Origin of the sequence: Comamonas sp. Tr-654 (genome assembly GCF_011752915.1) — a bacterium.
GTDB lineage: Bacteria > Pseudomonadota > Gammaproteobacteria > Burkholderiales > Burkholderiaceae_C > Comamonas.
In genome coordinates this window covers 322,905-339,011 of sequence record NZ_VWWQ01000003.1, presented here as the reverse complement: position 1 = coordinate 339,011, position 16,107 = coordinate 322,905, and the positions used below count along the sequence as shown (strand labels likewise).

The 16,107-nt window shown below is 63.6% G+C and carries 13 protein-coding genes and 3 tRNA genes; 5 read left to right on the top strand and 11 right to left on the bottom strand.

What is annotated here, in order from left to right:
• Positions 1 to 22: 22 nt before the first annotated feature.
• From F3J24_RS11175 to F3J24_RS11160, 4 genes are all read right to left on the bottom strand, one after another.
• Positions 23 to 913, bottom strand: a complete 891-nt coding sequence (locus tag F3J24_RS11175) for a lytic transglycosylase domain-containing protein (RefSeq protein WP_167005941.1) — start codon at positions 911 to 913, stop codon at positions 23 to 25.
• A 105-nt stretch (positions 914 to 1,018) separates the two neighbouring features.
• Entirely contained in the window at positions 1,019 to 2,005 is a 987-nt protein-coding gene (gene rsgA / locus F3J24_RS11170; RefSeq protein WP_167005938.1) for a ribosome small subunit-dependent GTPase A, read from the bottom strand.
• Between the two features lie 5 nt (positions 2,006 to 2,010).
• The gene (locus F3J24_RS11165; protein WP_167005935.1) at positions 2,011 to 2,349 is read right to left on the bottom strand and encodes a 4a-hydroxytetrahydrobiopterin dehydratase; all 339 of its coding nucleotides are present in this window, start codon (positions 2,347 to 2,349) and stop codon (positions 2,011 to 2,013) included.
• Positions 2,350 to 2,368: 19 nt separating this feature from the next.
• The gene (locus tag F3J24_RS11160; protein ID WP_167005932.1) at positions 2,369 to 3,670 is read right to left on the bottom strand and encodes a M48 family metallopeptidase; all 1,302 of its coding nucleotides are present in this window, start codon (positions 3,668 to 3,670) and stop codon (positions 2,369 to 2,371) included.
• A gap of 30 nt (positions 3,671 to 3,700) precedes the next feature.
• Here F3J24_RS11160 and orn point away from each other — a divergent pair, with 30 nt between their 5' ends.
• Together orn and F3J24_RS11150 are read left to right on the top strand one after the other, a co-directional pair.
• Entirely contained in the window at positions 3,701 to 4,309 is a 609-nt protein-coding gene (orn, locus tag F3J24_RS11155; protein ID WP_167005929.1) for an oligoribonuclease, read from the top strand.
• A 283-nt stretch (positions 4,310 to 4,592) separates the two neighbouring features.
• Complete coding sequence (locus F3J24_RS11150) at positions 4,593 to 6,719, top strand: DEAD/DEAH box helicase (protein WP_167005926.1); 2,127 nt, start codon at positions 4,593 to 4,595, stop codon at positions 6,717 to 6,719.
• A 179-nt stretch (positions 6,720 to 6,898) separates the two neighbouring features.
• On the opposite strand, the gene F3J24_RS11145 is transcribed toward F3J24_RS11150, so the two are convergent.
• From F3J24_RS11145 to F3J24_RS11115, 7 genes are all read right to left on the bottom strand, one after another.
• A complete protein-coding gene (locus F3J24_RS11145; protein ID WP_167005923.1) occupies positions 6,899 to 8,131 on the bottom strand; it encodes a multidrug effflux MFS transporter in 1,233 nt (410 codons plus the stop codon).
• 158 nt (positions 8,132 to 8,289) lie between these two features.
• A tRNA-Lys gene (locus tag F3J24_RS11140) sits at positions 8,290 to 8,365 on the bottom strand.
• A 49-nt stretch (positions 8,366 to 8,414) separates the two neighbouring features.
• Positions 8,415 to 8,490 (bottom strand) — tRNA-Lys (locus F3J24_RS11135).
• Between the two features lie 49 nt (positions 8,491 to 8,539).
• Positions 8,540 to 8,615: transfer RNA gene (locus tag F3J24_RS11130), tRNA-Lys, on the bottom strand.
• Positions 8,616 to 8,694: 79 nt separating this feature from the next.
• A complete protein-coding gene (locus tag F3J24_RS11125) occupies positions 8,695 to 9,573 on the bottom strand; it encodes an NAD(P)-dependent oxidoreductase (RefSeq protein WP_167005920.1) in 879 nt (292 codons plus the stop codon).
• Positions 9,574 to 9,789: 216 nt separating this feature from the next.
• On the bottom strand, positions 9,790 to 10,767 hold the full coding sequence (locus tag F3J24_RS11120) for a GMP reductase (RefSeq protein WP_167005916.1): 978 nt from the start codon (positions 10,765 to 10,767) through the stop codon (positions 9,790 to 9,792).
• A 199-nt stretch (positions 10,768 to 10,966) separates the two neighbouring features.
• Positions 10,967 to 11,614 (bottom strand): TetR/AcrR family transcriptional regulator, encoded by a 648-nt coding sequence (locus F3J24_RS11115; protein ID WP_167005912.1) that lies wholly within the window; start codon positions 11,612 to 11,614, stop codon positions 10,967 to 10,969.
• Between the two features lie 106 nt (positions 11,615 to 11,720).
• Between F3J24_RS11115 and F3J24_RS11110 the strand changes: the two genes are divergently transcribed.
• From F3J24_RS11110 to F3J24_RS11100, 3 genes are all read left to right on the top strand, one after another.
• Entirely contained in the window at positions 11,721 to 13,217 is a 1,497-nt protein-coding gene (locus F3J24_RS11110) for an efflux transporter outer membrane subunit (RefSeq protein ID WP_167005909.1), read from the top strand.
• A 125-nt stretch (positions 13,218 to 13,342) separates the two neighbouring features.
• Positions 13,343 to 14,515: an HlyD family secretion protein gene (locus F3J24_RS11105; RefSeq protein ID WP_167005906.1), complete on the top strand. Its 1,173-nt coding sequence runs from the start codon at positions 13,343 to 13,345 to the stop codon at positions 14,513 to 14,515.
• Between the two features lie 7 nt (positions 14,516 to 14,522).
• Positions 14,523 to 16,103, top strand: coding sequence for a DHA2 family efflux MFS transporter permease subunit (locus F3J24_RS11100; protein ID WP_304515584.1), 1,581 nt, complete (start codon positions 14,523 to 14,525; stop codon positions 16,101 to 16,103).
• Positions 16,104 to 16,107: the final 4 nt, after the last annotated feature.

Sequence of the window (16,107 nt, the reverse complement as noted above, 5' to 3'; positions counted from 1 at the left end):
CTGCCGTCGGGATGTCGATCGATCAGTGGGCAGGGCGCTCGTGGCGCTTGGCGCGATAAAAGCTCAGTATGCGCCGCACATATTCACGGGTCTCCGCATAAGGAGGCACTCCGCCATATTGCTGCACGGTTTTCTCGCCTGCATTGTAGGCGGCCGATACCAGTGCCACATCGCCCTCGAAGCGCTCCAGCAGCCAGCGCAGATAGGCCAGGCCGCCGCGCACGTTCTGCTCGGGATTCCAGGCATCGCGCACACCAAAGCGCTCGGCCGTCTCGGGAATGAGCTGCATCAGGCCCTGGGCGTTGCGCGGCGATAGCGCCTGCGCCTCGAAATTCGACTCCGAGCGCACGATGGCCAGTGCCAGCCGCGGATCGATCGAGAAGCGGGGCGCGAGGCGTTGCACGAGTTCGGCCATGCGCCGCTTCTCCCTGGGCAGACTGCTCACATAGCTGGCCACCACCTCATGGGGGACGGCCTCCTGGCTGGCCTCCAGAAACTCCTGTGGGGGCGCATCGCCCTGGGTCAGGCAGTCGGGCAGTCGGTCGCCGGGCAGCTTGCCGGCCAGCAGCAAGCGGGCTTTCTCGTGGCCGCGCTGGGCGGCCAGAGCCAGCAGCGTCGTGCCCGTGGCTGGGTCGGGAGTCAGGCCTCGCCCCAGCAACAGCAGCCGGCCCAGCCGATATTGGGCCTCTAGGCTGCCATAGCGTGCTGCCGCGCAATAGCGCTGCGCTGCGCGCCATGGCTGCCGGCTCAGCTCGGCCTTGTAGCCTTCTTCGATCCAGTGAGACAGCGTGGGTGGCTCGTCCTCCCAGCTGGGGGCAGAGTCCGTGCCCTGGGCCCAGGTCAGGCCCATGCCCGCAGACAGCGCTAAGGCGAGGGCGGCGTGCAGGCTGGGCTGAAAAATTCTGGGCTTCATGACGTGAACACCGGGTTATGGCCGGCAGCCAAGCCAGGCGGCGGGCGCTCATCGGGCTTGGGATGGCGGCGTGGCAGACACTGAATAGCTAGCGCGGCATTGCGCTCAGTAGCGTGGTTCCTGACTCAGTTCATCGAACAGCTCGCCATAGATCCGGTAGCGGTTGGCATGGATGGCGTGGGGGCTGTCCTGTGCTTCTACCTGGGCCATGACGGCGCAGCCCGGCTCATGCAGATGGGTGCAGTTGTAGAACTTGCACTGGTCCGCCAGCGCACCGATGTCGGGCATGCAGGCGGCCAGCTGCGTGGGGGCGATGTGGTACAGGCCAAATTCCTGAAATCCAGGTGAGTCAATGATGGCGGTGGTGCGTGCCTCGTCCACCCAGTACAGGGTGGTGCTGGTCGTGGTGTGCTTGCCAGTGTTCAGCGCCTGCGAAATTTCGTTGGTCGCCACCTTGGCATCGGGCAGCAGCAAGTTGATCAAGGTGCTCTTGCCTACGCCCGAAGGACCGAGAACCAGGGTTGTCTTGCCTTGCAGCAGACCGATGATAGCGTCGCGATCCTCGTCGTCGGCATCTTCCAGCGACAGCGGCAGCACCATGTAGTGCGGCGGCGCATCCGCTGCATCGCGCATGGTCCGGTAGGGCTCCAGCCGCTGCCAGGCGCGCAGGAATGGCTCTTCCAGGTCCATCTTGTTGAGCGCAATGATGGGCTTGATGTGCGCGGCCTCGGCGGCGATCAGCGCACGGGCGAGCTGCACTTCGCTGAATACCGGCTCGGCGGCTATCAGAATCAGGAGCTGGTCCAGGTTGGCTGCAAAAGTCTTGGTGCGAATGTCATCCTGGCGGTAGAAGACGTTGCGGCGCTCCACGATTTTCTCGATCGTGCCTTCATCGCCCTGGCCGGGTGGGGGAGCCAGCCATTGCACATGGTCGCCCACCACGGCCTGGCTCTTCTTGCCGCGCGGATGGCAGATGCGGCGCTCGCCGTCCGGGGTCTCGACCACGCAGTGGCGGCCATAACTGGCAACCACCAAGCCTGTCTGGGTGCCGCCTGCTGCTTGGGCGCCTGGGCGCCGTCCTTGTTTTGCCATAGAGATCAGGCTGGCTTCAGCAGTGCTTCGATGCGGCGCGCGCAATCGATGTCGGTCTCGGAGATGCCGCCCACATCATGGGTGTTGAGGCTGACCTTGCAGCGGTTGTAGCCGACTTCCAGATCGGGGTGGTGGTCCTGCTGATGGGCAATCAGGGCCAGTGCGTTCACAAAGGCCATGGTTTCGTAGAAGTTCACGAAACGGAAGGTCTTGCCGATGGCCGCAGGGCCGGCAGACAGCTCCCAGCCTTCGAGGGCTGCCAGCTGCTCCTGCACTTGCTCTGTGCTCAAAGCGCTGCGCTTGAGCTGGGACCAGTCTTTCTGTTGCAGTGTGGGTGTGCTCATGTCTGAAACCGTTATGGTGTTACAAGCTGCCTGCGGGAGCCGGCATGCGCGCCAGGCGATCCACGGCAGGAGGATGTGAATAGTAAAAGCTCACATACCAAGGGTCTGGCGTGAGTGTGGACGCATTGTCCTCGTAAAGCTTGAGCAGTGCCGAAGCCAGCTCAGCGCCATCGGCCTGCTGCATGGCATAGGCATCGGCCTCGAATTCGTCGCGGCGCGACATGGCGGACATCAGCGGTGTGACGAAGAAGCTGAACACCGGCACCGCCAGCATGAACAGCAGCAGGGCCAGGGCATTGTTGTCGGCCGCGATGCCCATCTCCGGCCCCAGCAGCACCGAGACTCCGAGTCCGGTGTAGAACCACATTTGCTGGCTGAGCCAGCCCAGCAGCGCAAAGCCCAGCAGCGAGACGCCAAACATCAGGACCATGCGCTTGCTGATGTGCTTGTGCTTGAAGTGGCCCAGCTCGTGCGCCAGCACGGCTTCGACTTCGCCGGGGCTGAGCTGCCTGAGCAGGGTGTCAAAGAAGACCACGCGCTTGGAATTGCCGAAGCCCGTGAAATAGGCGTTGGCATGCGCTGAGCGCCGGCTTCCGTCCATCACGAACAGTCCTTTGGCCGCAAAGCCGCAGCGCTCCATCAGCCGGGTCACGCGGCTCTTGAGGCTTTCATCGGCCAGCGGTTCGAACTTGTTGAACAGCGGTGCGATAAAGCTGGGGAAAATCCACATCAGCAGCAGATTGAAGGCCGTCCAGGCGCCCCAGGCCCAGAGCCACCACAGCGGCCCGGTCGATCCCATCAGCCAGAGAATCAAGGCCGCCAGCGGCAGGCCGATGATGGCAGCCACCAGCGTCGACTTGAGCAGATCCCCCAGCCACAGAGCTGGCGTCATCTGGTTGAAGCCGAAGCGCTGCTCCAGTCTGAAGGTCTGATAGAGCGACAAAGGCAGCTCGATCAGCGCCGAGATCACGGCAAAGCTGGTCAGCAGCGCCAGTTGCTGCCACAGGCCGGGGCCCATGGACTCAAGCAGCCAGCGGTTGAGCCAGTCCAGCCCGCTCAGCAGCGTCCAGCACAGCAGAACGGCGGCCGACAGCGTGATGTCGATCAGCGACACCTTGGCCTTGGCCAGCGTGTAGTCGGCCGCCTTCTGGTGGGCGGACAGGCTGATGCGATGGGCGAATGCCGGCGGCACGGCGCCGCGATGGGTGGCCACATGGCGCACCTGGCGCGAAACAAGCCACACGCGCAGCAGCCATTGCAGGGCCACGGCCGTCGCAAACAGCAGCGAAAGTGCCAATGTGAAATCTAGTTTGGAAGCCATGTATTGGCAGTGTAGGCGACAATTTGCGCCATGTCTGAAGCTTCCTGTACGAATTCCGTCAGCGCCGCACCCGTGGCCGCTACCCCACCGGTTCTGCCCAAATCCGATCTCAATATGGTGTGGCTGGACTGCGAAATGACGGGGCTGAACCCCGACCGCGACCGCATCATCGAGATTGCAGTGGTGGTCAGCAGCTCCGATCTGCAGATTCGCGTCGAAGGCCCGGTATTTGCCATCCATCAGTCCGACGAGCTGCTGGGCGGCATGGATGCCTGGAACAAGGGCACGCATGGCAAAAGCGGTCTGATCGACAAGGTCAAGGCTTCGACCATCAGTGAAGCCGAGGCGGAGGCCGCGCTGATTGCCTTTCTGGGCAAATACGTGCCCAAGGGCAAGACGCCGCTGTGCGGCAACAGCATTGGCCAGGACCGGCGCTTCATGGAGCGCTACATGCCCAAGCTCAACAATTTCTTTCACTATCGCAATATCGATGTGAGCACGCTCAAGGAACTGGCCAAGCGCTGGAAGCCCGAGGCCTATACCTCCTTCAAGAAGGCGCAGCGCCACACGGCCCTGGCCGATGTGCACGAGTCTATCGATGAGCTGCTGCATTACCGCCGCCAGCTGCTCAGCGTCTGATGGCTCGGTGGCGGGGTCGTATAGCCCTGCCACTTGCGGGAAAACCCGGTGCATGCGACAATGCACTGCTTACCCGATCAATGGGTAATTTTTGCGCATCTCCATCACACACCGGGTTCTTACTTGCGTGCAACGGCCTGCATACAGCCGACACGACAAGCCATAACGCCCATCTGCCCCGTTTTGCGAACGGGCCAGTCAAAGTCTGACGGTGGATGTTGATAACCAACCGTCAAAGAAGCGAGCAGCACGCTGACTGCGTCGCTTTTTGCGTGAGCTATTCATGACAGAAAACTCCCTGGAGCAGGGCCAAGTGGCCGCTGCTGATATTGCTTTGTCTTCGCCTGAAATCGATTCCCGTCTGGACGCCATGCTGGCTGACATGGACGCAGAAGACGCTGCTGAAGAAAACACTGCAGAAGAAACTGCTGCTGAAGAAGTCCCTAATGGCTTCGTTGAACTGGGTCTGGCTCCAGAGCTGGTTCAGGCTGTGGCCGACCTGGGCTACACCCAGCCCACACAAGTGCAGCAAAAGGCTATCCCTCTGGCCATGGGCGAAGCCGCTGATGCCAGCGGTTTCATCGACCTGATGGTGTCCAGCCAGACCGGCTCGGGCAAGACCGCCGCCTTCCTGCTGCCCGTGCTGCACACCCTGATTCAGCAACGCGCTCAAGCCGATGCCGAAGCCAAGGCCGAGTTCGAGCGTCTGTGCGCAGAAGCCACCGCCAAGGGCGAGCCTCTGCCCAAGCGCAACAAGCGCAAGGACCCTACCAACTCCCGCAACTTCAAGGCTGCCGTACCTGGCGCCCTGGTGCTGTGCCCCACGCGTGAGCTGGCCCAGCAGGTGGCGCATGACGCCATCGAACTGGTCAAGCACTGCCGCGGCATCCGCATTGCCAACGTGGTGGGCGGCATTCCTTACCAGCTGCAGATCGCCAAGCTGCAGAACGCCGATCTGGTGGTGGCCACTCCCGGCCGTCTGCTGGACCTGCAGCGTTCCATGCAGATCAAGCTGGACAAGGTGCAGTTCCTGGTGGTCGACGAAGCCGACCGCATGCTGGATCTGGGCTTCTCCGACGACCTGGCTGAAGTCAATCAGATGACTGCCCAGCGCAAGCAGACCATGATGTTCAGCGCCACATTTGCACCTCGTGTGCAGCAACTGGCCATGCGCGTGATGCACGACAACGGCTCCGGCGTGAAGAAGGTGACTGTTGATACGCCTCAGGAAAAGCACGCCAACATCAAGCAGGCGCTGTTCTGGGCCGACAACATGCAGCACAAGCGCAAGCTGCTCGACCACTGGCTGCGTGACAGCAGCATCAATCAGGCCATCGTGTTTGCGTCCACCCAGGTGGAATGTGACGGTCTGGCCAACGACCTGCAGCAGGACGGCTTCTCTGCCGTGGCCCTGCACGGTGCTCTGAGCCAGGGCCTGCGCAATCGCCGCCTGATGGCGCTGCGCAACGGTCAGGTGCAGATCCTGGTGGCCACCGATGTGGCTGCACGCGGTATCGACGTGCCCACCATCACCCACGTCTTCAACTACGGCCTGCCCATGAAGGCCGAGGACTATACCCACCGTATCGGCCGTACCGGTCGTGCCGGCCGCGAGGGCGTGGCCGTGACGTTTGCGGAATTCCGCGACCGTCGCCGCGTGTTCGATATCGAAGGCTATACCCGCCAGCAGTTCAAGGCCGAGACCATTCCCGGCATGGAACCCCAACAGCGTTTCCCCGCCTCCGGCGAGCGTGACGGTCGCCGTGGCGGCGGCGCCGGTGGTCGCGGTGGCTTCGGTGGTCGTCGCGATGGCGATGGCTATGGCCGCAAGTCCGGCTTCGGCAGCTTCGGCGGCGGCCGTGGCAATGATCGCGGTGGTTTCGGTGGCGACCGTGGCGGTGACCGCTTCGGTGGCGATCGCGCCGGTTTTGGTGCACCTCGCGGTGATCGCTTTGCCGATCGCGGCGGCGACCGTGGTGGTGATCGTGGCTTCGGCGGCGGTCGTCCCGGCTTCGGTGGCGAACAACGCCAGGAGCGCAGCTTCGAGCGTCGTGATGACCGCGGCAGCTTCGGCGGCGGCGATCGTGGCGAGCAGCGCGGCGGCTTCCGCGGTGGTGAATCGCGCGGCTTCGGCGGCGGCGAATCGCGTGGCGGCGGCTTCGGTGGCGGCCAGCGCCGTGAAGGCGGCGATTTCGGCCGCAAGAGTTTTGGTGGCGGCCGTGAAGGCGGTCATGCCGGTGCTCCCCGCGAAGGCGGCTTCCGTGGTGGCGAATCGCGCGGCTTCGGTGGCGGCGATCGTCGTCCTGCCTTTGGTCAGGGTGCCGGCAAGCCTTACCAGCCCCATGGCGAACGTGGCGGCGAGCGCAGCTTCGAGCGCAAGCCCCGCGCACCGCGTCGCGACGAGCGTTGATCGCTGATTCGGGCTGCGGCCCGAAGCATGAAAAAAGCCGGCTCTTGAAGCCGGCTTTTTGTTGCCCGTACAGGACTGGGATCATTCTTGAAAAGTGAGCTGCTAGCGTATGTCATTCAATGAGTTCAGATACTTTTCAATCTGAAGTCTATGAATCACGTGCGGTAGCTGCTCCTTTTTTAATGCTCGGAGGCATGGCGGCCGATGTCCGGCCAGTGGTGGTGAAGATAGATCCAGGCAACCAGGCCGATCAGCATCATCAGAATCGAGCCCGTGGCCAGCAGTGCGGCCGAATGCATGACCAGCGGCGCAATCACGCCGGCCACAAAGCCGTTGGCCACCGAGCCCACCACGGCCTGCAGCGAAGAGGCCAGGCCGCGCCGCGCAGGGTGGATGTCCAGCACCAGCAGCGTCACCACGGGCACCATCAGCGCCCAGCCGTAGGCGAACAGGCTGATGGGAATCAAGGCCCAGCTCACATGGGCAGGCCAGATCAGGTTGGCCACCAGATTGATGATGGAGGTCACGCACATCACCAGAAAGCCGTGGCGGATCTGGCGCTTGGGCGGGATGCGTCCGGCCAGGCGGCCGCTGGTCCAGCTGCCGGCCATGATGCCGCCGATGGTGGCGATGAAGAACCAGAAGAACTGCGTGGGCGCCAGCTGCAGGATATCGCCCAGAAAAGCCGGGGCCGACAGCAGATAGAGAAACATGCCGTTGAATGGAATGCCGCTGGCCAGGGCCAGCAGCAGAAAGCGCGGATCGGTGAGCAAGATGCCATAGCCTTGCATCAGCGGTCTGAACTGGAAGGGCTGGCGTTTTTGTGGCGGCAGCGATTCGGGCAGAAACTTGACGTTGATGAGCCAGAGCAGCACGCCCACGATGGTCAGGAACCAGAATACGGCCTGCCAGCTCAGGTGCACGAACAGCCAGCCGCCGATCACTGGAGCCAGTGCCGGCGCAACGCCGAAGAAGATGGTGATCTGCGCCATCACGCCCTGGGCCTGGGTCGGCGGAAAGATGTCGCGCACGATGGCGCGCGAGACCACGATGCCGGCGCCGGTGGACAGGCCCTGCAGCGTGCGGAAGATCACCAGCTGGGTGATGTTCTGCGACAGTGCGCAGCCGGCCGAGGCGATGGTGAACATCACCAGTCCCCAGAGGATGACGGGGCGGCGTCCGAAGCTGTCGGCCAGGGCGCCATGAAACAGGTTCATGAAGGCAAAACCCAGCAGGTAGGCAGACAGGGTCTGCTGCATTTCTACGGGAGTTGCACCCAATGCCTTGGCAATGCCCGAGAAGGCGGGAATATAGGTGTCAACCGAGAACGGGCCAAGCATGCCGAGGATGGCAAGCAGCATGGCCAGAGTCCAACGCGGTCCGCGCCAGAACGTGGAGAGGTCGTTTTGCATAGTGAGTCTTGGGTGGGCAAATACTGCCCGGGGATATCTGCATGATGCCTGATATGGCGCGACTCCGATGTCGGCGCCCATGCTTTTGCAGATTCGGCGGCGCTCGGGCGCGGCCAAGAAAAAAGCCAAAGTTTCTGAAAACTTTGGCTTTTGAATTTTGGTGGGCCCTGAGTGATTCGAACACTCGACCAACGGATTAAGAGTCCGCTGCTCTACCAACTGAGCTAAGAGCCCGCCGGATAAACCGGAGGATCAATCTGAAGAATCAGACCGAAGAAAATTTTGGTGGGCCCTGAGTGATTCGAACACTCGACCAACGGATTAAGAGTCCGCTGCTCTACCAACTGAGCTAAGAGCCCGCCGGAGTAAATCCGGAGGATCAATCTGAAGAATCAGACTGAAGAAATTTGGTGGGCCCTGAGTGATTCGAACACTCGACCAACGGATTAAGAGTCCGCTGCTCTACCAGCTGAGCTAAGAGCCCCACACAACGCCTGCGCTGCAAGCGAGACCGCAATTATGCGCTAATTCTGGAGGGCTTGCAGGAAAACCCGTGGGTTTTTTTAATCCAGTGCGTTGCGGCGTTGCAATTCCACGAACAGGCCCGACTGGTCCAGGTCGCCCAGGCCATTTTTCACGCCCTCGGCATAGAGCTGTTCCAGCAGGCCGGTGATGGGTGCGTCAAAGCCGATTTCCTCGGCCGTGGCGGTGGCGTTGCGCATGTCCTTGAGCTGTACCGTCATGCGTCCGCGCGGTGCAAAGTCGTGCTTGACCATGCGTTCGCCATGCACTTGCAGGATGCGGCTGTCGGCAAAGCCGCCGGAGATGGCTTCACGCACCTTGGCCGGGTCGGCACCGCCGCGTTCGGCCAGCAGCAGGGCTTCGGCCACGGCACCGATGGTGATGCCCACGATCATCTGGTTGGCCAGTTTTGCGAGCTGGCCTGCGCCATGCGGACCCACATGGGTGGCACGGCCCAGCGCAGCAAAGACGGGCAGGGCCTGTTCGAAATCCGCAGCCTCGCCGCCGGCCATGATGGCCAGGGTGCCGGCTTCTGCGCCCAGCGTGCCGCCCGAGACGGGAGCATCCAGATGGCGCAGGCCCAGCGCGGCAAGCTTGCCGGCATGTTCACGCGCCTCGCGTGGCTGGATGGAGGCCATGTCGATGAATAACGAGCCCTTGGGCATGGCTTCGGCCACGCCCAGGTCGAACAGCACTTCGCCCACGATGGCGCCGCTCTCCAGCAGGCTCACGGCAAAGTCCACCCCGCGCACGGCATCTGCCGCGCTGTCGTGGATGCTCACGCCATCGGCAGCCAGCGGCTCGGCCTTGGCGCGGGTGCGGTTCCAGGCGTGGACCTCGTGGCCGGCCTGGGCCAGGCGGCGGGCCATGGGCAGGCCCATCATGCCCGTGCCCAGAACGGCGATCTTCAGTGTGTTCATGGCGTTGTTTCCCTGGAGTTATGGAACGTCAGCACGTTCTTGTGAATGACGACATGCTAAGCCCTGAGACAGCCCGCAATCGCGGTCATGACCACAGATCAGCTGTGTGTGGGGGGTGCGGAAAATGCAAGGCCACAAACAACAAAGGCAGCCTGAGCTGCCCTTGATGCTTTTTTTGGAGGTTCACCTTCGCGCTGGTGAGTCGCGCCTGGCGGCCTACATCAGCAGATGCTCGCCGGCGTTGTCGCCGCCGAGGATGACGTAGTTGACCTTGCGGATGTCCATGAGCTTGGTGCCGCCTGCGTAGCTGATGGAGGACTGCACGTCCTGCTGCATCTCGATCAGCGTGTTCATCAGCGGGCCCTTGACGGGCTCGAGAATGCGCTTGCCTTCCACATGCTTGTACTCGCCCTTGTTGAAGTCGGAGGCCGAGCCGTAGTATTCCTTGAACAACTGGCCATCCACTTCCACGGTCTTGCCGGGCGACTCTTCATGGCCCGCGAACAGCGAGCCGATCATCACCATGGTGGCACCGAAACGGATGCTCTTGGCAATGTCGCCGTGGCTGCGGATGCCGCCGTCGGCAATGATGGGCTTGGTCGCCACGCGGGCGCACCACTTGAGCGCCGACAGCTGCCAGCCGCCTGTGCCGAAGCCGGTCTTGAGCTTGGTGATGCAAACCTTGCCGGGGCCCACGCCGACTTTGGTGGCGTCCGCACCCCAGTTTTCCAGGTCGATCACGGCTTCGGGCGTGGCGACGTTGCCGGCAATCACGAAAGCCGCGGGGATCTTGGCCTTGATGTAGGCAATCATGTTCTTCACGCTCTCGGCATGGCCGTGGGCAATGTCGATGGTGATGTATTCGGGGCAGATGCCGTCGGCCACGAAACGGTCCACCGTTTCGTAGTCGGGCTGCTTGACGCCCAAAGAGATGGAGGCAAACAGTCCCTTGGACTGCATGTCCTTGGTGAAGGCCACGTTGTCGATGTCAAAACGGTGCATCACATAGAAGAAACCGTTTTGTGCCAGATAAGTGCAGATCTTCTCGTCCACCACCGTCTTCATGTTGGCGGGCACCACGGGCAGCTTGAAGCTGCGGTTGCCCAGCACGACGCTGGTGTCACATTCCGAACGGCTTTCCACGCGGCACATGCGGGGCAGCAGAAGAATGTTGTCGTAGTCGAAGATTTCCATGGTTCCAAGCTCCGGAAAAGGTCACGGCGGGAATCTCACCCACCTCAATTTTCAAGGATAGGCGCTTGGCTTGGAGCCCGGTTTTCGGCAGTGCTGGCATGCAGCAGGCAAAAAAAACCGGACCTCAAAAAACTTGGGCCCGGTGATTGATTCTATACGGCGTCGGCGCAAATCGTATGTTCCGACATCGTTATGAGGGTTATAAGGATTTTCTTATAGCGTCACTTTTGCCCTGTGTGTGACCCGGTGTGCCGTAGACCCGCATGAAGGCATCCACAGCGCGCTCGGTGCACAGGGCAATCTCCTGCGCAGAAGGGGCAGGCAGGTGCTGGAACATGAAGCGAGGCAGCAACTCGGCCTCCAGCAGCGCCAGCAGATGATGGCGCATGACCTCGGTGTCGGCATCGCGCAGCAGGCGGCGCTCTATGCCCTGTTGCAAAAAGGCATTGATGGCGACGTTGCCACGCGCTGGCCCCATGTCCCAGCAGCGCTGGCCGATATTGGCGCGCCCGCCTTCGCAGACCAGCAGGCGGCGCACGGCCATCACCTCCGGCGAATACAGCAGGCCCAGGAAACGCTGGCCGAAGTTGCGCAGCGTCTGCGCCGCATCGTCATTGCTGGCCTGCAGCGCCAGCATAGTGTTCTGGAAGTCGGCTTCAGAGGCCTGAAACATCACCTCCAGAAACAGCGCCTCCTTGGACGGAAAGTAGTTGTAGAGCGTGGCCTTGGAGCCGCCCAGCCGCGTGCAGATCTCGGACATGGAAGTGCGCTCGAAGCCCAGTTCGCCAAAGGTGGCCGCTGCAACGTCAATGATTGCCTGTCGCTTTTCTTCCGTTTTGGTGCGCATGGGGCGAAATGTCCTGGGGCGGTTGTGATGTCTTTCAGTGTAGCGCTTGCGATCTCGAATGCTGAAAACATATACTGTACCGTACAGTTCATTATTAAAGTATTTCATGACTCAATGCATAGCCGCCGCGCCGCAGAGCCCTCGGCGTGGGCGCCATGGCTGGTGGGTTCTGGGCTTGCCTGCGCTACTGGCAGCCTGTGCCCAGGTTCCCGAATGGGGAGGCAAGGCCGTATTGGCGCAGCCCGTGCCCGAGACTCTGCAGGCTGCAAACCATGCCCCGCCCATGGACTGGCCCACCCAGCAATGGTGGCAGCGCTATGGCGATGCACAGCTCGATCAGCTGATCGCCCAGGCCCTGGAGGGCGCTCCCGATATGGCTGCTGCTGCAGCCCGCGTGCAGCAGGCCAGGGCCATGCTGGGTGTGAGCGAAGCGGCCTCTGCGCCGCAGCTTTCCGCCCGCGTCTCGGTCAGCGAGGACAAGCTCAGCTACAACCATCTGACGCCAGAGGCCTTCGCGCCGCGCGGCATGAATGACTATGGTCGCGCCACCCTGGACCTGGGCTGGTCGCTGGATCTGTGGGGCAAGCAGCGCGCCGCCGTGGCCGCCGCTGCCGGCGAGCTGGCAGCACGCGAGGCCGATGCAGCCCAGGCGCGTCTCTTGCTGTCCAGCAATGTGGCCCTGGCCTACGCACAGCTGCTGCGCCTGGCCGCCAATGTGCAGACGCTTGAGCAATCGGTGCAGGTGCGCCGGACCACGGCCGAGTTGTTTGAGCAGCGCTACGCCAACGGGCTCGAAAACCAGGGCAGCGTGCACAGCGCCAGGGCGCGTCTGGCCGCTGCGCAGGCCGAACTGGCACAGATGCAGGAACAGGTCGCCTTGCAGCGCAACAGCATTGCTGCGCTGATGGGAGCCGCTCCCGATCGTGGTGCGGCCATCGTGCTCGATGCCGGCCGCCTGCAATCACCGTGGCAGCAGCAATGGGCCTTGCCGCAGCAGTTGCCGGCGCATCTGCTGGGCCGTCGCCCCGATGTGGTGGCCGCCCGTCTGCAGGCTCAGGCGCTGGAGTCGCGCGTGGCATCGCAGCAGGCCGAGTTCTACCCCGATGTGAACCTCAGTGCCTTTGTCGGCGTGCAGTCGCTGGGCCTGGACATGCTGACCCGAAGCGGCTCCAGCATCGCCAGCGTGGGCCCGGCCATCAGCCTGCCGATCTTCAATGGCGGCCGCTTGCGCTCGCAACTGGGTGCCGCGCGTGCCCGTTATGACGAGGCCGTGGCCCAGTACCGCAGCACGCTGAACCGGGCCTTGCAGGAGGTGGCGGACAACGCCGTCAGCCAGCGGGCGCTGCAGCAGCAACTGGCGGCCATGCAGCAGGCCGTGACGGCCGCGACCGAGGCGCATCGTGTGGCGCGCAACCGCTATGAGGGCGGGCTTGCGCGCTATCTCGATGTGCTGTCGGCGGAAGACCAGCTGCTTGCCAGCGTGCGCCAGCTGGTCGACGTGCAGTCGCGCGCCCTGACGCTTGATATCGGTCTGTACCGCGCGCTGGGCGGTGGCTGGAGCGAGTCCGCCGGCGCCTCTGATGCGACCGCGCCAGAGGCCTGAGCCACTTTCCAGAACTGAATCACGACTTACGCAAAGCAGGTTCGGGCAAGACGACTGCCTCAGCAGGCTGGCCGTGATTGCGGTCTTGTTTGCGTGACTCCCATGAATATTTCCAAGGTTTTTGTATGACTGAAAACGCTTCTTCCGTGAGCGCGAATCCTGCCGTGCGCGAACAGCGCCGCAACCGGCTGCTGGCGGGGCTGGCAGGCGTGGTGCTGCTTGCCGGTGCGGCCGCCGGCGCCTATTGGTGGCTGCATGCCTCCCACTTCGTCTCCACCGACAACGCCTATGCGGCGGCAGAGGTGGCTCAGGTCACGCCGTCCATAGGCGGCACGGTGCTGGAAGTGCTGGTCAGGGACACCCAGGCCGTCAAGCAAGGCGATGTGCTGGTGCGCATCGATCCCACGGACGCCAGGCTGGCATTGGCCCAGGCCGAGGCCGAGCTGGCCCGCGCCACACGCCGCGTCAAGGGCTATGTGGCCAATGATGGCGGCCTCAAGGCCCAGGTGACGGCCCGCGAGGCCGATGAAAAGCGCGCCGCCGCGCAACTGCTGGCGGCCGAGGCCGATATGGAGCGTGCCACCATCGATTTGCAGCGCCGCCAGGCCTTGGCCAAGAGCGGTTCGGTCTCGGGCGAGGAACTGACGCAGGCGCAGAACGCTTTTGCCGCAGCCAAGGCGCAGCTCGCATCGGCCGTGGCCGCGCAGGCCCAGGCCAGGGCCAACCGCGAAGCCGCCATTGGCGCCAAGCAGGTCAACGCCACCTTGATCGAGGGTGCAGATGCCCAGACCAATCCCGAGGTGCAACTGGCGCAGGCGCGTCGCGATCAGGCTCAGGTCGATCTGGATCGCAGCACGGTGCGCGCTCCCGTCGATGGCGTGGTGGCCAAGCGCAGCGTGCAGATCGGGCAGCGCGTGCAGGCTGGTGCGCCCTTGATGACGGTGGTACCGGTGCAGCGGATCTATGTGGATGCCAACTTCAAGGAGGGCCAGCTGGGCAAGGTGCGTGTGGGCCAGCGCGTGCAGCTGCAGTCCGATCTGTACGGCAGCGATGTGAAGTACAGCGGCACTGTGGTGGGCTTCAGCGGCGGCTCCGGTTCGGCGTTTGCGGCCATTCCCGCGCAGAACGCCACGGGCAACTGGATCAAAGTCGTGCAGCGCCTGCCCGTGCGCATTCAGCTCGATGCCGCCGAGCTGGCCAGGAACCCGCTGCGCGTGGGCCTGTCCATGCAGGTGACGGTGGACACCCGCAGCGGCCCTGCCGACGCAGCCGGCGTGGCGACCACGGCCGCGCAGTGAGTGCCTCATGAGCGATCACAACGCAAGTGCGGCCGCAGCGGCCGATGCGCCTGCCGTGCCCATGGCCGCCGGCATGGTGCCGCTGACGGGCGGCACGCTGTGGCTGGCGGCCCTGGTGCTGGCCGCAGCCAATTTCATGGCCGTGCTGGACATGACGGTGGCCAATGTCTCCGTCCCCAGCATCGCCGGCAATCTGGGCGCGACTACCAGCCAGGGCACCTGGGTCATTACCAGCTACGCGGTGGCCGAGGCCATCACCGTGCCGCTGACCGGCTGGCTGGCGGCGCGCTTTGGCGCGGTGCGCGTGTTTGCAACGGCCATGGGCTTGTTCGGTCTGGCATCGCTGCTGTGCGGCCTGGCCAATTCGCTGGGCATGCTGGTCTTTGCGCGTATCTTGCAGGGTCTGGCCGGCGGCCCGCTGATGCCGCTGTCCCAGTCGCTGCTGCTGCGCATCTTCCCGCCGCGCATGGCGCCTGCGGCCATCGGCCTGTGGTCCATGACCACGCTGATCGCCCCCGTGCTGGGCCCCATCGTGGGCGGCTGGATCTGCGACGAGTACACCTGGCACTGGATCTTTCTGATCAACATCCCGGTGGCCCTGGTCTGCGCGTTTGCGGTCTGGCATCTGGTCAGGCGCTACGAGCAGCCGCTGCTCAAGAACCCCATAGACACCGTGGGCCTGATTCTGCTCATCGTCTGGGTGGGTTCGCTGCAGCTGATGCTGGACGAAGGCAAGAACCTGGACTGGTTTGCCTCGCCCATGATCGTGGCGCTGGCTGCTGTGGCCGCGGTGGGCTTTGCGGCCTTCATGATCTGGGAGCTGCATGCCGAGCACCCGATCGTGGATCTGCGCGTCTTCAGGCACCGCGGCTTTTCCATGGCCGTGCTGACCATCAGTCTGGCGTTTGCGGCCTTCTTCGCCGTCAATGTGCTCACGCCGCTGTGGCTGCAGAGCTTCATGGGCTACACGGCCACGCTGGCGGGTCTGGTCACGGCCTGGACGGGGCTGTTCGCGCTGATCGTGGCGCCGGCCGCCGCCGGGCTAGCGGCCCGGGTGGATCCGCGCCGGCTGATCTTTGGCGGCGTGTTCTGGATGGGGGTGATCACCTGCTGGCGCGCGTTTGCGACCACGGACATGGGCTACTGGGACATCGCCATGCCGCTGATGTTCATGGGGCTGGGTCTGCCGTTCTTCTTCATACCGACCACAGGGCTGGCGCTGGCCAGCGTGGAGCCGCAGGAGATGGACAACGCGGCCGGCCTGATGAACTTTCTGCGCACCCTGTCTGGCGCGGCGGCGGTCTCCGTGGTCAACACGGCCTGGGAGAACGGCACGACGCGCAAGCATGCGGATCTGGTGGGTTTGAGCGATGCCGGCGGCGAGGTGCTGCACGGGCTGCAGCAGTCGGGGATGAGTCCCGATGCGGCGCTGTCGGCGCTCGATCAGCTCATCACCAGCCAGAGCGTGATGCTGGCCACCAATCAGATCATGTTCATCATCGCGGGCGGCTTTGTGCTCGCGGCCTGCGCGATCTGGCTGGCACCGAGGCCGAGCCGCACGGTCGAGCCCGGTGCGGGTGGACACTGAGTGT